The 16,171-nt window shown below is 39.6% G+C and carries 13 protein-coding genes; 10 read left to right on the forward strand and 3 right to left on the reverse strand.

Features of this window, described 5'->3' with window-relative positions; translation table 11 throughout:
• Window positions 1-90 precede the first annotated feature (90 nt).
• A complete protein-coding gene (locus BANA01_RS09235; RefSeq protein WP_063252958.1) occupies window positions 91-756 on the forward strand; it encodes a GntR family transcriptional regulator in 666 nt (221 codons plus the stop codon).
• A gap of 5 nt (window positions 757-761) precedes the next feature.
• Window positions 762-1,736 (forward strand): DMT family transporter, encoded by a 975-nt coding sequence (locus BANA01_RS09240; protein WP_063252831.1) that lies wholly within the window; start codon window positions 762-764, stop codon window positions 1,734-1,736.
• Between the two features lie 99 nt (window positions 1,737-1,835).
• Here BANA01_RS09240 and BANA01_RS09245 read toward each other — a convergent pair whose 3' ends face one another.
• The gene (locus tag BANA01_RS09245; protein ID WP_063252833.1) at window positions 1,836-2,456 is read right to left on the reverse strand and encodes a DUF2238 domain-containing protein; all 621 of its coding nucleotides are present in this window, start codon (window positions 2,454-2,456) and stop codon (window positions 1,836-1,838) included.
• Window positions 2,457-2,730: 274 nt separating this feature from the next.
• Here BANA01_RS09245 and BANA01_RS09250 point away from each other — a divergent pair, with 274 nt between their 5' ends.
• A complete protein-coding gene (locus tag BANA01_RS09250; RefSeq protein ID WP_063252834.1) occupies window positions 2,731-4,173 on the forward strand; it encodes a glycoside hydrolase family 1 protein in 1,443 nt (480 codons plus the stop codon).
• Window positions 4,174-4,231: 58 nt separating this feature from the next.
• Here the strand turns inward: BANA01_RS09250 and BANA01_RS09255 are convergent, their stop codons facing one another.
• Together BANA01_RS09255 and BANA01_RS09260 are read right to left on the reverse strand one after the other, a co-directional pair.
• Window positions 4,232-5,539: a M14 family zinc carboxypeptidase gene (locus BANA01_RS09255; protein WP_063252835.1), complete on the reverse strand. Its 1,308-nt coding sequence runs from the start codon at window positions 5,537-5,539 to the stop codon at window positions 4,232-4,234.
• 230 nt (window positions 5,540-5,769) lie between these two features.
• Window positions 5,770-7,599 (reverse strand): helix-turn-helix domain-containing protein, encoded by a 1,830-nt coding sequence (locus BANA01_RS09260; RefSeq protein ID WP_063252836.1) that lies wholly within the window; start codon window positions 7,597-7,599, stop codon window positions 5,770-5,772.
• Window positions 7,600-7,856: 257 nt separating this feature from the next.
• On the opposite strand from BANA01_RS09260, the gene BANA01_RS09265 reads away from it, so the two are divergent.
• The 7 genes from BANA01_RS09265 to BANA01_RS09295 all read left to right on the forward strand — a co-directional run bounded on the left by BANA01_RS09265 (window position 7,857) and on the right by BANA01_RS09295 (window position 16,083).
• Complete coding sequence (locus BANA01_RS09265) at window positions 7,857-8,996, forward strand: acyl-CoA dehydrogenase (RefSeq protein ID WP_034677449.1); 1,140 nt, start codon at window positions 7,857-7,859, stop codon at window positions 8,994-8,996.
• 45 nt (window positions 8,997-9,041) lie between these two features.
• Window positions 9,042-11,012, forward strand: a complete 1,971-nt coding sequence (locus BANA01_RS09270; RefSeq protein WP_034677451.1) for an acetate--CoA ligase — start codon at window positions 9,042-9,044, stop codon at window positions 11,010-11,012.
• Between the two features lie 158 nt (window positions 11,013-11,170).
• Window positions 11,171-12,532 carry an acetyl-CoA carboxylase biotin carboxylase subunit gene (accC, locus tag BANA01_RS09275; RefSeq protein WP_034677452.1) on the forward strand — a complete coding sequence of 454 codons (1,362 nt, stop codon included), beginning with the start codon at window positions 11,171-11,173 and terminating at the stop codon, window positions 12,530-12,532.
• 11 nt (window positions 12,533-12,543) lie between these two features.
• A complete protein-coding gene (locus tag BANA01_RS09280) occupies window positions 12,544-12,756 on the forward strand; it encodes an acetyl-CoA carboxylase biotin carboxyl carrier protein subunit (protein WP_034677454.1) in 213 nt (70 codons plus the stop codon).
• Between the two features lie 32 nt (window positions 12,757-12,788).
• A complete protein-coding gene (locus BANA01_RS09285) occupies window positions 12,789-13,718 on the forward strand; it encodes a hydroxymethylglutaryl-CoA lyase (RefSeq protein WP_034677455.1) in 930 nt (309 codons plus the stop codon).
• A gap of 13 nt (window positions 13,719-13,731) precedes the next feature.
• Window positions 13,732-14,511: an enoyl-CoA hydratase gene (locus tag BANA01_RS09290; RefSeq protein WP_034677491.1), complete on the forward strand. Its 780-nt coding sequence runs from the start codon at window positions 13,732-13,734 to the stop codon at window positions 14,509-14,511.
• 39 nt (window positions 14,512-14,550) lie between these two features.
• The gene (locus BANA01_RS09295; protein WP_174524413.1) at window positions 14,551-16,083 is read left to right on the forward strand and encodes an acyl-CoA carboxylase subunit beta; all 1,533 of its coding nucleotides are present in this window, start codon (window positions 14,551-14,553) and stop codon (window positions 16,081-16,083) included.
• Window positions 16,084-16,171: the final 88 nt, after the last annotated feature.

Here is a 16,171-nt window from a genome sequence, read left to right on the forward strand (position 1 = left end):
ACGAGAAGGCAAAAATGATTTGTAACGTCGTCATTCGAAATTTCAAAATGATGGATTGTATTAAAAACCAATATGCGATATATTGGTTTTATGAAAAAAAACATGATAAAACCCATAAAGCGTTTGTCGCTTAGAGATGAAGTATATCAAACTTTAAAAAAATCAATTATCAACTTGGAATTACAACCTGATGAGCGTCTAAGTGACAAAGAATTAGCAGAAAAGTTTGGAATTAGCCGGACTCCTGTTAGAGAAGCACTTAAACGACTGGAGGATGAAGGGCTTGTTGAGTCACTGCCGGGATCATCTACTCGCGTAGCACCATTAAAGTTAGAGGAGGCGAAACATGCGTTTACCGTGGTTGCAGCTTTACATGCATTAGCTGCTCGACTTGCAGGTCCATTATTGAAGGAGTCGGAAATTGAAGATTTAGAGCTTAGCAATAAGACTTTGAGACAAGCAATTGAAGATGGTGATGTAATTAAGGCCATTGAGGCAGATGGATCTTTTCACAACGTTTTCCTAGACTTGGCTGGGAACCCTGAAATTGCATTCACATTGGAACGTATTCTGCCTAAAATTCAACGACTTGAAATCTCACAATTTATTTCAGTTAAAGGATTAAAATCGGTAGAACAGCACAATCAAATTATTTCAGCATGTAAAAATCGAGAGTTTGAAAGAGTAGTCCGTTTGGTAGAAGATAACTGGCTAAGTCTTGGCGAACTTTTATCACAGCAAATCGAGCCGAGGTGAGGTTAGTGAAATCAATCGTATTAGGTATTTGTGCAGCCTTCTTTTTTGCTTTTACATTTGTTCTTAACGCGTCGATGGAGTTATCTGGAGGCAGTTGGATTTGGAGTGCCTCGCTCCGATATCTCTTTATGGTCCCATTTCTTTTATGTATTGTCATTATAAGGAAAAACCTACGGCCGCTATTAAAAGAAATCAAAGAAAGACCAGGAAAATGGCTGCTATGGAGCTTTGTTGGCTTCGGATTATTCTATGCTCCATTGTGTTTTGCCGCTGCATACTCACCAGGCTGGCTAATCGCGGGCACATGGCAAATAACCATCATTTCAGGCGCATTACTGACACCGTTATTTTTTGAAACGATCGCTACAAAGAATGGCCCTATACAGATAAGAGGGAAAATTCCCTTTAGAGGCCTTGTCATGTCCTTGATCATTCTGTTAGGGATTGTTCTCATGCAAATGGAACACGCAAAGCAACTTTCTTTTGAAAATGTATTATTGGGAGTAGTGCCGATTCTAATCGCCTCATTTGCCTATCCGTTAGGAAATCGCAAAATGATGGATGTAAGTGAAGGGCGTTTAGATGCGTATCAACGCGTGTTAGGAATGACTTTAGCAAGCCTTCCATTCTGGATTTTGCTATCCTTCTATGGATTGTTTACCGTCGGTTTACCTAGTGGAGGGCAAAGTCTTCAATCCTTATTGGTGGCACTTTCTTCAGGTGTCATTGCTACTGTGTTATTTTTCATGGCTACGGATATGGTAAGAGGAAATATGCAGAAGTTAGCTGCTGTTGAAGCAACACAATCAATGGAAGTGGTTTTTGCATTAGTGGGGGAATTACTTTTTCTTTCCATACCTTTTCCAACCCTTTTATCTTGGATTGGTATTTTTGTGGTCATTTTAGGGATGATTTTGCATAGCTATGTAACAAATAAAAAGGTTGAATCTTTTATTAATCAGTCAATAAATGTAAACTGATTTTATTTGCGGATAGGATTTTAAATTAATTGCTAATCATTTGTAAGAACAATAAAACACTCATAAATGTTGTTAAATCAACATTTATGAGTGTTTTTGTTATTTAGGTTTTTCCAATTGCTTATAAAGGATCTTTATGAAAAGAAGCGAAAGAATTGAACCCACTAGTAAGAGTGCCATATCCTTTTGGGCGTCCCATATGTCTCCTTGCATACCTAAAAAATCTTTTGTGGCTTTTCCTTCTTTCCCAATTTTTGTACTTATCCACTCTATGATTTCGTAGAAAGCCCCTATTGCAAGTGTTATACATAGAGCAATAAAATTTGTCGTTTTACTTTTTAATAAAACGGTTTTCCTTAATAATATCTCGATTATAACTATGACCATAAGCCCCTTAAGAAAATGACCGAACCGATCATAGTGGTTTCTTTGTAAATCAAAATAATCTTTGATCCATGTAAAGAGAGGAACTTTGGCATAAGAATAATGCCCTCCGATAAAAGTCAAAATGACAAGAAGAGTAATAATGACATAGGAAACAGTGGTAAGCCGAAACTGATTGTATCTTGATACCAATAATATTAAAACTAATACGGAAGGTGAAATCTCCATCATCAAAACCTTATAACCTTCCTCAGGATTAATCAAGGACCAAATAAGAACCAGAATCACAACAAATAACAAGAAAAAATGTATCGAGCTACCTTTTTTTCGTGACATTCAAATCACTCCATCAGAAAACATAATGTATTTAGTATTAGCTAAACATTTAAATAGTATTGAGGAGGAATAAGGTTAAAATTGTAAAACTTCGTTTAGATAAATCACGGTGACTGTATCATAGATAGAAGAAGTTAATGACTCTAGTTTGCTTCATTGAAATCCAGAATAAAATGGTCGAATACTACAAATGATGGTAAGGATTATGAAAACGAGCAAAGACAATAGAAATATAACAGGATATAACATAATTTATCGATTGGAGGATAAAGGATTGATTTCAAAACAACAGGCATTTCCTAAAGGTTTTTTATGGGGCGGTGCTACTGCTGCGAATCAGATAGAAGGTGGATTTAATGAAGGAAACAAGGGCCTAAATATTGCAGATGTATTGCCAGGTGGAAAAGAGCGTCTTCAAATTTTAATGTCAGCTGGGTTCAACTTTGAAATCGATCGTGAAAAATACACGTATCCAAATCATGAAGCGATTGATTTTTACCATCGTTACAAAGAGGATATCGCTTTGTTTGCGGAAATGTGCTTTAAAGTGTTTCGGATGTCGATCGCTTGGACAAGGATCTTTCCAAATGGTGATGAGAAGGATCCAAATGAAGAGGGTTTGGCGTTTTATGATCGGGTTTTTGATGAATTACTCAAGTATGGAATTGAACCTGTTGTAACGATTTCTCACTATGAAATGCCTTTGCACTTAGTAAAAGAATTTGGGGGTTGGAGAAGTCGACAAGTTGTGAGCTTCTTTGAAAAATATGCGAATGTCATCCTTACGCGTTATAAAAATAAAGTAAAGTATTGGATGACCTTTAATGAAATTAATGGTGCCTTAAAAATGCCAATTATGAGTATGGGCTTTTCTCCAAAAAATGAAGAAAGTCGTTACCAGGAGACGTTTCAGGCATTTCATCATCAATTTGTTGCTAGTGCGATTGCAGTTAAAGCTTGCAAGGAAATTATTCCTGGGGCAAAAATTGGCTGCATGATTCTTTTTGCACCTGTTTATCCGTTCGATAGTAATCCTGAAAACATTTTGTATGCGTTAAAAGAAGAGGAACTTTTTAACTATTTCTGTGGTGATGTACATGTGCGCGGGGAATATCCTGCTTTCATTAAGCGTTTCTTTAAAAAAAAGAACATTGAATTAGAGATTCAAGACGGGGACTTAGATTTAATCAAACAAGGTACGGTAGATTATATTGGTTTAAGTTATTACATGTCTCGTACGGATAAAAAAGGAAAGTCTGAAGAGGAAAAATCACAAGGAAATATTGTTGGCGGCGTAAAAAACCCATTCCTTAAGGCTAGTGACTGGGGATGGGAGATTGATCCAGTTGGTTTACGTATCAGCTTAAACAAGCTTTATGGAAGATATCAGATGCCACTATTTGTGGTTGAAAATGGCTTAGGGGCACATGACCAACTGGAGAGTGATGGTTCTATCCATGATGAATACCGGATTGATTACCTCCGTGACCATGTGAGGGCGATGGGAGAGGCAATAGAAGATGGTGTGGAATTAATGGGTTATACAAGCTGGGGCTGTATTGATTTAGTCAGTATGTCAACCGGCGAAATGTCGAAGCGCTATGGATTTATCTATGTCGATAAGAATGATGATGGAAGTGGAACACTGGAACGAAGAAAGAAAAATTCATTCCATTGGTATAAAAAAGTCATTGAAAGCAATGGAGAGGTTCTTTAATATAACTAAAAAAGCTGACACCAAAAGAATTGCTCCTTTTGGTGTCAGTCTCTGTTACTTAATCTCTTGTGGTAGGGTCTTCAATTCTATTTGTTGATTCTGGAATGGCATCATAAATCGCTGTATCCACATCATGAATCGATCCATCTGCAAGCCCTTTAAATACCTCAAATAATGGTACTTTTACGGTTTCTTTTAACATACCGGCTTGTTTTTGTCCTAGAGTCTGGCTTTGACCTTTGATTTCTATTAGCATGATGGCTGCATCATTTAAAGCAAACGCTCCAAGTGCTGTACCTGGAAGGTTAACGTCAGGATACTTTTGAATGGCGCCATAATGCGAGTTCCCTCTTTGAAGAGCAAGATTGGCCAGCGCATTTACTTGTTTACCAAGCTTTAATACCTCTTCATCCACTTCATATTGTTTACCTGAGAATGGATCGGTGTATGGATCGGCTACAACTGCCGCCACTTGGACTGGAACGGATCTGTTGTCCTCATCAGAAAGTGTATTAAATCCACGGTGGTGAACATCTACATAAACATCAGGTTTAAATTCTTTAAATACACCTGTAACCGTCCTTGCTTCGGCTGTTACATAAAAACCGCCATATTTACTATTATTTGTAGCTTTGTTATTTAAAAAGTCTGCAACTGTACTTTTATCTATATTTTCCACTCTAAAATCTAAGTTAGGATTGTAGTCTCGGTTTTGGTCGTAACCAGGGATTCCATACACCACACGGCCATCATTTGCCTGACCCCTTTCACTGCCATCGGCATTATAGTACCAAGGCGCCAAGGTTCCTGCAGGAAGAGCTATATTTTCTGGAAGCCAGGTTTGGTGTGTATAACGAGTAGGGTACCATTTTCCTTCATATGTATTATCTGATCCTTCTGGATTAATTCTTGGCATAATCCAAATAGATACATTTTCTAGTATTTCATCGATTTCCTGCCCGCCGCTTGATAGTTTTTGAATAATATCAATCGCTGCCTCTGTTCCAATTTGTTCGTTACCATGAATTTGCGTCGTAATTAAAATTCTTTTTTTGTTTGGATCGGCATCACCGAATTTGACTACATACAATGGATCTCCTTTGTCTACTTCGGTTTTATATCCATCTAACGTATGGTTGGAATATCCGACTACTTCTAACTTCATTTTCCCTTTAGAGGACGCTTCCAGTTTCTGTAATGTTTTGGTTAGTTCCTCATTAGACATGTAGCTTGATAAAGAGATATTTTGTTCTCCCTCAATATAAGGTCCGTTTGGATTTGATTGAGGTCCAGCCAATGCAGTTGTAGAAAGTGTCATGGTTAATGCCATGGCGGCTGGAATAACAGCCTTTGAAAACTTTTTCATAGATATTCCCCCCAGTATGTTTAGCTGCCATTTCTTTCGAGTATAGAAACAAATGGTAGTTATAGAGTATATTACCAGAGGAGGAAGTTTTTATTAACTGAAAAATCCCTATATTTAGAAAAATGAACCAATAGAACTTGTTCTATTGGTTCATTTTAGACAATATTACCCAATCTCTTCTATTAAAAAGATGGGCTTTATTCCTGTTTTTCGGGCATTTGTTTTTCTATTTAGCCTTTGGTTGTTAGTAATGGATCTTTATCTTTTATGAACTGATAAATATTTATCGCTAAATGAATATTAAAGAGGGATTGACTATCATTCAGGTCTGTTACGAGAATTTCTTCAATCCGCTTTAACCGATAGCTTAACGTATTGGTGTGAATATGCAAGGAGTCTGCCGTTCTCTTGATGTTTTGATTTTGGTCTAAATAGACAATCAGCGTGCTTAATAATTCACCTTTCCTTGATTGTTCGTACTGGATAAGAGCACCTAATACTTCTTGGATAAAATCAATCAATTCTTCCTTGGAATTTTGCAAAATAAACCTTTGAACCCCAAGGTCTGTATAACTAATGACTCTATCATCAAAAAGGTAGTTTTTGAGAAACGTAATACACTTAGTCGCTTCGACAAATGACTCATGGACAAGTGTAAGTCCTTGCTTCATTCTTCCAATCCCAATGGATACATCGATCTCGCTATATTTATTCGTAATCTCAAGCTGTAACTTTTTTGCAAGTTCCTTAATTTCAGCCACAATATTGGATGAAGTAACTCTTACATCCAAGGATAGAAGGGCAACGATTTGATTTTTTTCCCGTACTGCCGTTACCTGAAAATTCCTTCCTAGCAATGTTCGATTGGTCATATGGAGTAAATTTCTTATAACGGGTTCACTGATCACATTTTGCTCGTTTACCTTATCTTTCGCATTAATAATAATCGCCACGTAGTTCCAGTTCGGATCAAACTGTAAATTTTTTGCTTTCTGAATTAGCAGCTCATCAATCTGTCCGGAAAAAAGTTTGGTTACGAATTCTCCTCGTAAACGCTGTTGTGTTTCATATACCGCTTGCTCTTTTACAAGTTCAAGTGAAATCACTGTACAAGCATGTTCAAGCGCGGCGATATCCACTTTACTTACTTTTTGTTTAGAAAGGATGATAAGACCGCCAAGAGACTTTTGTTTAGAGCCAAGCGGTAATACAACCAATTGGTATGAATCGTCTATTAAAGTTATTTCAGAAACAGTATGTGAGTTTTCTAGAGTTAAGATAATTTGTTTTGCATACGCTTTCATAAATTCGGTCATTTCAACAGAAAAGGAGGAATGGCAGGCAGAAGCCTTAAGCTCGCCAATTTCATCAAAGAGAAACAGATGCTGTCCAATTGATTTATGTATAAAATTTAAAATGGATTGAATACCTTCTCCATTCACCACAAGATTTGCTAAGTTTCTATGTATTTCAATAGAGTGGGAAAGCTTATGAACCATTCTTTCCTTCTCGAAAAATAGTTTGGATTTTTCCAGGGCAACCGCAGCTTGGTGGCCAATCGCTTCCAATAAATGAATATCCTCTTGCTTAAACTGCAAAGACTGTTCAAATGAGTCTAATGTAATAACACCGATACATTCTCCCTTTTGTAAGATAGGGGAGGAAATAACAGAGGTAAAATGAAAATTACTCGGAATTGCCTGATCTAATAAATCTCTATTATCTGGAGTCAGTGTAGACAGTGCTTGCTTCACTTCTTCCTCATCCCAAAAAATGAGACATTTTTTCGCAGCAAAAGCCATCCCCGTCATCGATTCACCGCTAACAAGTTTAATTTGCCTGAAGATGTGAGGATAAAATAATCCTTGCGCTGATTTTGCGATTAGTCGGTTCTGTTTTTTGTCAAAAATCCATATCGAGCCCCCACCAGCCGCTTCCACCACAGAGATGGTTTCACTCATGATGGATTCAAAAATTGAATTTATATCCAATTTGGAATTAATAACGTTGGAAACATGAATCAAGGACTTAAGTTGCCGATGAGTTAATGTATCTTGCACCGTTTCATCACCCTTCCTCTATGAAATGTAATTTACATATCGGTCCATTTTTATAAATTTGTGTAAAAGACACAAATTTATCACATCTATATTCATGAAAAGGTACATAGCATAATATTGCTAATCGTTATATTCTGATTATAAGAAAATTTGGAATGTATTGAAAGGGGGGCTGCACGCAGAAAAGGAGTTTAATAGGTTGTTTTTTCTATTTTTTTTCTAAAACACTCATAATTGTTAAAAGGAGTTGTTGATAAATGAATTTTGATTTAACGAAAGAACAGGAGATGATCCGCAATTTAATTCGGGACTTTGCTGATGCAGAGGTTGCTCCTGGTGCAGATGAACGTGATCGGACGGGGGAATTCCCTAAAGAGATTTTCGCGAAATTATCAGAGCTAGGTATCATGGGTCTTCCATTTCCTGAACAATATGGCGGCGGGGAAGCAGACACAGTCAGTTTTGCAATTGTCGTAGAAGAACTTAGCCGCGTTTGTGCCTCCACTGGAATTACATATTCAGCACATATCTCATTAGGCGGGGCTCCACTTAATCTATTTGGCACCCACGAGCAAAAAGAAAAATACTTAACCCCTATTTGTACGGGAGAATCTTTCGGTGCATTTGGATTAACAGAACCAAATGCAGGCTCCGACGCAGGGGGAACTCAAACAACAGCAGTTCTTGATGGAGACGAGTGGGTGATTAACGGCTCAAAGTGCTTCATTACAAATGCAAGCTATGCCAAGCACCTGGCAGTGACTGCAGTAACAGATCGTTCAAAAGGAATCAATGGGATCAGCGCATTTATTGTTCCTACCAATGCTCCTGGATTCACTGTGATTGACAACTACGAAAAAATGGGTCTTCATTCCTCTAATACAACAGAACTTATCATTGACAATGTAAGAGTTCCTAAAGAAAATCTTCTAGGCACAATTGGAAACGGTTACAAACAATTCTTAGCTACTCTTGATGGCGGCCGAATTGGAATTGGTGCCATGGCGGTAGGGATTGCTCAAGGAGCATATGAAAAGTCACTTCAATATGCAAAAGAAAGAAAGCAGTTTGGAAAAAGTCTATCAAACTTCCAGGCCATTCAATTTAAGCTAGCTGATATGGCAATGAATGTCGAATTGGCGCGGAATATGGTTTTCAAAGCAGCCTGGTTAAAGGATCAAGGACGAGTATTTAAGAAGGAAGCCGCATACGCAAAGTTATTTGCATCTGAGATTTGTATGCGTGCTTGCGACCAAGCGGTTCAAATTCATGGCGGATATGGATATATGAAGGAATATCAAGTGGAGCGATTCTTCCGCGACGCAAAGCTATTGGAAATTGGTGAAGGAACATCTGAAGTTCAACGAATGGTCATTGCGAAACAAATTGGATGTTAACGTATTTTTATGGTGAATAAATATCATTGTTAAAGGAGCCATATTATGGATATCAGTGGAATTTTACAAGTTGTTTCAAATAGTAAACTCATTTATCCAGCAGAAGAAAAAGTACGTTCAACATCGATTGGCAGTACCGAAGCTTTTCAAGAACTTCTTAAACAATCTCAACAAGATCCTGCAACATTCTGGGATACGGCAGCACGTGAACTTGTTTGGTATGAACCATGGTATGAAACCATTAGTGGAGAACTTCCTGATTTTCGCTTTTTTACCGGCGGTATAAGTAATCCGAGTGTAAACTTACTTGATCGGCATATAGAAAATGGTGCAGGGAACAGGACAGCTCTGATTTGGGAGGGGGAAAACGGAGACAGCAAATTTTATACCTATAATATGCTTCTTGCGGAGGTTAATCGGTTTGCCAATGTTCTAAAATCATTCGGTGTAAAAAAAGGCGATTGTGTCGCTATTTTTCTACCAAATCTTGCAGAAGCCATTATTTCCGTTTTAGCTTGTTTTCGAATTGGAGCCATATACAATACGATTTTCTCAGGTTACTCCGAAAAATCATTGACTGACAGACTTATTAATTTTGAGCCGAAGGTATTGATTACTGCGGATGCAACTGAACGCAGGGGAAAATTGATTCCTTTAAAAGAGAAGGTTGACAATGTTGTCCCATCGATTGCTTCCATAGATGCTGTCATTGTTGTAAATAGATTAGGTTCAGAGGTTCAAATGAAAGAAGGCCGGGATTACTGGTGGCATGTAGAGACAAAAGCAGCAAGCATTGTTTGTGAACCTGAGAGATTAGAAGCGAATGAGAGCGGTATTGTATTTTATACCAGCGGGACCACAGGGAAACCAAAAGGTGTTGTACATTCCGGCATGGCTTTTGTTATTCAGAATTATATATATGCCAAGTATCATATGGATCACCAGGATGACGATGTTTTCTGGTGTACCGCGGATATCGGCTGGTTAACCATGCATATTTGGGGGATTACTGGTGCCTTAGCAAATGGTGTAACAACCGTTGTCTATGAAGGAGCAGTAGATTATCCAGCAAAAGACCGTTTCTATCAAGTGATTGAAAAATATAGGGTGAATAAACTATTTACTGCCCCAACTGCATTAAGAATGTTAAAAAGTATGGGAGAGAAGGTTTTAGAAAAATTTGATTTAACATGCCTGGATGTCATATCTCTTGTAGGAGAGCCTTTCGATCCAGAAACATGGTATTGGACATACGATGTGTTAGGTAAGAAGAAAGTATATATCAACAATACTTGGGGGCAGACGGAAACAGCAGGGTCGCCTATCGCAGGAGCAGCATGGCTGACGCCAATGAAACCAGGTGCTGCAGGTACTGCCTTTTTAGGTGCTGTTTTTGATGTCGTGGATGAAGAAGGAAATTCAGTTCAACCTGGAAGGTTAGGTAATCTGGTTATTCGTAAACCATTTCCTATGCTATGCCGTACCCTTTGGAAAGAACCTGAGCGCTATTACGCCTCCTATTTCAGTCAAGTGGATGGCTGCTATTATGCCAGCGACCTGGCGTTAGTTGATCAGGATGGCTATTTGTGGGTAGTTGGCCGTTCGGACGATGCGTTTAATGTCGCAGGACATCGATTAAGTACAATGGAGATGGAAAGCGCTGTACTAGAAATTGAGGGTGTTGCTGAAACGGCAATCATCGGAATACCTGACGAAATCAAAGGAGAAGTTCCACTCGTTTTTGTCCGTCTTGCCGATGGTTATCATGAAACAGCAGAATTAAAACAGCAAGTAAATGACCAGATTATCCAACAAATTGGCAAGATTGCAGCTCCAAAATCGATTATTTTTACCGATATGCTGCCGAAAACAGTCAGCGGAAAAATCATGCGCCGCCTATTAAAGGAAATTGTTGTATCAGGAAAGGTTCAAGGCGATATTACAGGACTAGAAGACCCAGCTACTGTTCTTCAAATACAAAGGATTGTTGCGGAAAAAGCAACAGCTAAGAGGTAGTCAGGTGCGCTGGTCATTTGTCAGGAACTAGCCTGGCAAATGACTGGTTTCTAATTTAAGATTAGGAGTTTTTGATAAAGATAGTTGATAAAAATGTATCTTTACATATCTTTGTAAGGAAGCTTACGAGTTGATAAAAGCGAGAAAGGGTGGAAAGCATGTTCAAAAAAATCTTAATTGCTAATCGCGGAGAAATTGCTGTTCGTGTTATCCGTACATGCAAAGCTTTAGGAATTACAACGATTGGAGTCTACTCTGAAGCGGACGCGGATGCCCCGCATGTAAAACTAGCAGATGAGGCCTATTTAATCGGAGGTTCCCGGGTAGCAGAAAGCTATTTAAACATCAATAAAATACTAGAGGTTGCTCAAGCTTCAGGGGCAGAGGCAATCCATCCGGGATATGGCTTGCTTTCTGAAAATGCTGAATTTGCCCGTCGTTGTGAGGAAGCAGGTCTAATCTTCATCGGACCTTCTCCAAAGGTAATCTCGAAAATGGGAAGTAAAATTGAATCACGCAAAGTGATGGAAGAAGCAGGTGTTCCTGTTGTACCAGGAATTACTTACCCGCTGGCAGATGCAGAGGAAGCAGTAGAAGTGGCTGATCGCATCGGGTACCCTGTCATGCTGAAAGCCTCTGCTGGGGGCGGAGGAATTGGAATGCAGGTGGTCCATAGCGGAGATGAAGTCCGAAAAGCTTTTGCGGGAAACCAAAAGCGGGCGACAGATTTCTTTGGTGATGGTTCAATGTATATAGAAAAATTTGTTTCCAATCCAAGACATATTGAGATTCAAATCTTAGCAGACGGTGAGGGGAATACCGTTTATCTTTGGGAACGTGAATGTTCAATCCAGCGTCGCCATCAAAAAGTTGTAGAAGAAGCCCCATCATCGTTTATCACGGAAGACACCCGTACGAAGATGGGCGAGGCTGCAGTGAAAGCGGCAAAATCAATTGGGTATAAAAATGCAGGAACCATTGAGTTCTTAGTGGATGAAGAGCAAAACTTCTACTTTCTTGAAATGAATACCCGCTTACAAGTAGAGCACCCGGTTACGGAAGAAATTACAGGTTTGGACTTAGTTGAACAACAATTGCAAATTGCTGCAGGTCAACCTTTGAATTTTTCTCAGGAAGATGTAAAACGAGAGGGCCATGCCATCGAGGTTAGAATCTATGCAGAAGACCCTAAGACATTTTTCCCTTCACCTGGAAAAATAACAAAATTAGATCTTCCGAATGGACCGGGAGTACGACATGAATTAGCTATTCACGGGCAATCCGTCGTTACGCCATTTTATGATCCAATGATCGCGAAACTTGTTGTTAAAGGAAGCACTCGCGAAGAGGCAATCAATCGCTTACAAGCTGCATTAGCTGATTATCATATTGAAGGGATTAAAACCAATATCCCAATGCTGCAAGAAGTGATTGCCCACTCGGCATTCCATTCAGGTGATACGACAACAGACTTTGTCAGTAAGTATTTAAAACAAACTAAACCCAACAAGGTAAAATAGGAGGATTAATCATGAGTGAAATCATTGCAAGTATGGCAGGAAGTGTTTGGAAGATATTAGTTCAAGTTGGAGACCAAGTAGAAGAAGGTCAGGATGTTGTGATTTTAGAATCAATGAAAATGGAAATTCCAATTGCTGCTGAATTCGATGGAACGGTAAAAGAAGTAAAGGTGGCAGAAGGCGAATTTGTAAATGAAGGCGACGTTATTGTAGTAGTCGAATAAAGCCTGTATAAAGGTGGAAAGGAGATGGAGCAATGAAGTGGCCGGCAGGTGTAACGATTAAAGAGGTTGGTCCTCGTGATGGTTTACAAAACGAAAAGAGTTTTATTTCGACAGAGGATAAAATCACTTGGATTAATCAAATGTCAGAGAGTGGACTTAAACATATTGAGATTACTTCGTTTGTTAATCCAAAATGGATCCCTGCACTTTCTGATGCCGTTGCCGTTGCAACTGGAATTACTAAAGTGCCAGGTGTTACCTATACCGCACTCGTTCCAAACCACCAAGGCTTGGAACGGGCTTTTCAAGCAAACATAGATGAAGTGGCTGTATTTATGTCAGCGAGTGAAACTCATAATCTTAAAAACATTAATAAAAATATTGATCAGACTTTACCTGTTTTAAGAGATTTGGTAAGAGACTCCCTGACAGCAGGGAAATCAACCAGAGGTTATGTTTCCACTGTTTTTGGCTGTCCGTATGAAGGACATGTTGATATTGAAGGTGTCATAAAAGTGTCCGAAGCGTTATTTGAAATGGGGATTGGAGAGCTGTCTCTCGGGGATACGATCGGTGTCGCAAATCCAAAGCAAGTCCATGAAGTATTGGAAGTGTTATTGAAAAGATTTCCGGCAGATAAGCTAGCCATGCATTTTCATGATACAAGGGGAACCGCACTCGCTAACATCTTAGTATCATTAGACATGGGAATTACTACGTTTGATTCGTCCCTTGGCGGCTTAGGGGGATGTCCTTATGCACCTGGTGCATCCGGAAACGTAGCGACAGATGATTTACTCTATATGCTCCACGGGATGGTGATTCATACTGGGGTTGATCAACAAAAGCTGCTATATGCCTCGCAATTCATTCAGGAGAAGATAGGCAGAACGTTGCCTAGTAAAAGTTTTCAAGCAGCCAGTTCCGCCGGGCTGGGTGGAATACTTGGAAGCTCCGTTTGAGGAAGGTGAATGTATGAGTAAAATATTAGTTAATAAACTGGATAACGGAATCGTAATGATTACGTTAAATAGGCCGGAAGCGGCTAATGCTTTATCAATAGAAATGTTAGAGGGGCTCCGAGACGCACTTCTTGCCTGTAAATTTGATTTGTCAGTCCGCTGTATCGTTATAACAGGGGCGGGGGAAAAAGCTTTTTGTGCAGGAGCTGATTTAAAAGAACGTGCTGGAATGGATAGTGTTCAAGTGAAGAAAACAGTGTCTTTGATCCGCGATACAATCAACTCGTTTGAATCATTACCACAACCCGTCATAGCAGCTGTGAACGGAGTCGCTTTTGGCGGGGGAACTGAACTTGCACTTGCTTGTGATATTCGCATTGCCTCTGAAACGGCCAAGCTTGGTCTAACGGAAACATCCCTGGGTATCATCCCAGGTGCAGGGGGAACACAGCGATTACCTAGATTAGTAGGAAAAGGACGTGCTAAAGAGCTGATTTTTACTGCTAGACGAATTGACGCCAAAGAGGCCCTTGAAATTGGATTAGTAGAGTATACGGTTCCATTTGAAGATTTACTAGATAAAGCATTAGAAGTTGCCGGGCAAATCGTTCGGAATGGCCCAATTGCGGTTACCCAAGCAAAGTTCGCTATTGATAAAGGGTATGATGTTGATCTAAATACCGGTCTTGCCATTGAGCAAAATGCCTATGCAGTGACAATCCCAACAAAAGATCGTTTAGAAGGATTACAGGCATTTAAAGAGAAACGGACTCCAAACTACATTGGAGAATAAGAAACTTACATGAATCGAGGAGGAAAAATGACTGTGGATATGAAACCTCTCCAACAAACGTTAAATGATAGAGTCGAACAAATTAAAAAGGGTGGACCTTCTAAATATCACGTGAAAAACGAAGAACAGGGGAAATTGTTCGTCCGTGATCGTTTATCATTATTATTTGATTCTGACCTTGAACTAGAGGATGGTCTATTTGCAAACTGTATGGCGGGGGATCTTCCTGCTGACGGAGTTGTGACAGGGATGGGCAAGATAAATGGCCAGACGGTTTGTGTGATGGCCAATGATTCCACTATTAAAGCTGGTTCTTGGGGAGCCCGGACGGTTGAAAAAATCATTCGAATCCAAGAAACAGCTGAAAAGCTGCGGGTGCCATTATTATACTTGGTAGATTCCGCTGGAGCGCGGATCACGGATCAGGTGGAAATGTTCCCAGGACGTCGTGGAGCCGGAAGAATCTTTTACAATCAAGTAAAACTTTCAGGGAAAATCCCTCAAATCTGTATTCTATTTGGGCCATCTGCTGCAGGCGGAGCCTATATTCCAGCTTTTTGTGACATTGTAATCATGGTTGATAAAAATGCGTCGATGTATCTGGGGTCACCAAGAATGGCTGAAATGGTTATTGGTGAACATGTAACCTTGGAGGAAATGGGCGGAGCCCGCATGCACTGTTCTGTTTCAGGCTGCGGTGATGTTCTGGCGAAAAATGAAGAGGAAGCCATTTCTATGGCTAGAAACTATCTTTCTTATTTTCCAGCCAATTTTTCAGAGAAACCTCCAGTTCGTGAGGCAGTGGATCCAAAACAATTGAAGAAACCATTAGAAGAGTTAATTCCAGTGAATCAAAATTCACCATTTAATATGCTTGATTTAATCAATGGAATCATTGATGAAGGTTCTTTCTTTGAGATCAAGAAGCTTTTTGCCGGTGAACTTATCACAGGCCTTGCCCGCATGGAAGGGAAGCCTGTTGGAATTATCGCCAATCAGCCGCGTGTAAAAGGCGGAGTGTTATTCCACGATTCAGCCGATAAGGCGGCGAAATTTATTAATCTTTGTGACGCCTTCCATATTCCACTATTATTCCTAGTGGATGTACCTGGATTTATGATCGGTACCAAGGTAGAACGAGCAGGAATCATTCGCCATGGTGCGAAAATGATTTCAGCGATGTCTGAAGCAAGTGTTCCAAAAATTTCAGTTATCGTACGTAAAGCATATGGTGCTGGTCTTTATGCAATGGCTGGCCCAGCATTTGAACCGGACGCTTGTCTTGCTTTACCTTCCGCATCCATTGCGGTTATGGGACCAGAAGCCGCTGTTAATGCGGTCTATGCCAATAAGATTGCTGCGCTGCCAGAAGAGGAGCGTGCTGCATTTATTGAACAAAAACGTGAGGAATATAAAGAGGATATTGATATCTATAACTTGGCTTCTGAAATGGTGATTGACGGAATTATCCCAGCGAACTCATTACGTAAGGAACTCGTCACTCGTTTTGAGGCATATTCTTCAAAATATCTCATTTTTTCAGAACGGAAACATCCTGTATATCCGGTGTAACTGTTAAGAGTCAATCCAACTTTAAGTAATAGCTCGCTTTATTTCAATGAAGCGGGCTATTTGTATGGAAAGGAAATTTTATAGGAAA

Source organism: Neobacillus niacini NBRC 15566 (assembly GCF_001591505.1).
Lineage (GTDB): Bacteria > Bacillota > Bacilli > Bacillales > Cytobacillaceae > Neobacillus > Neobacillus niacini.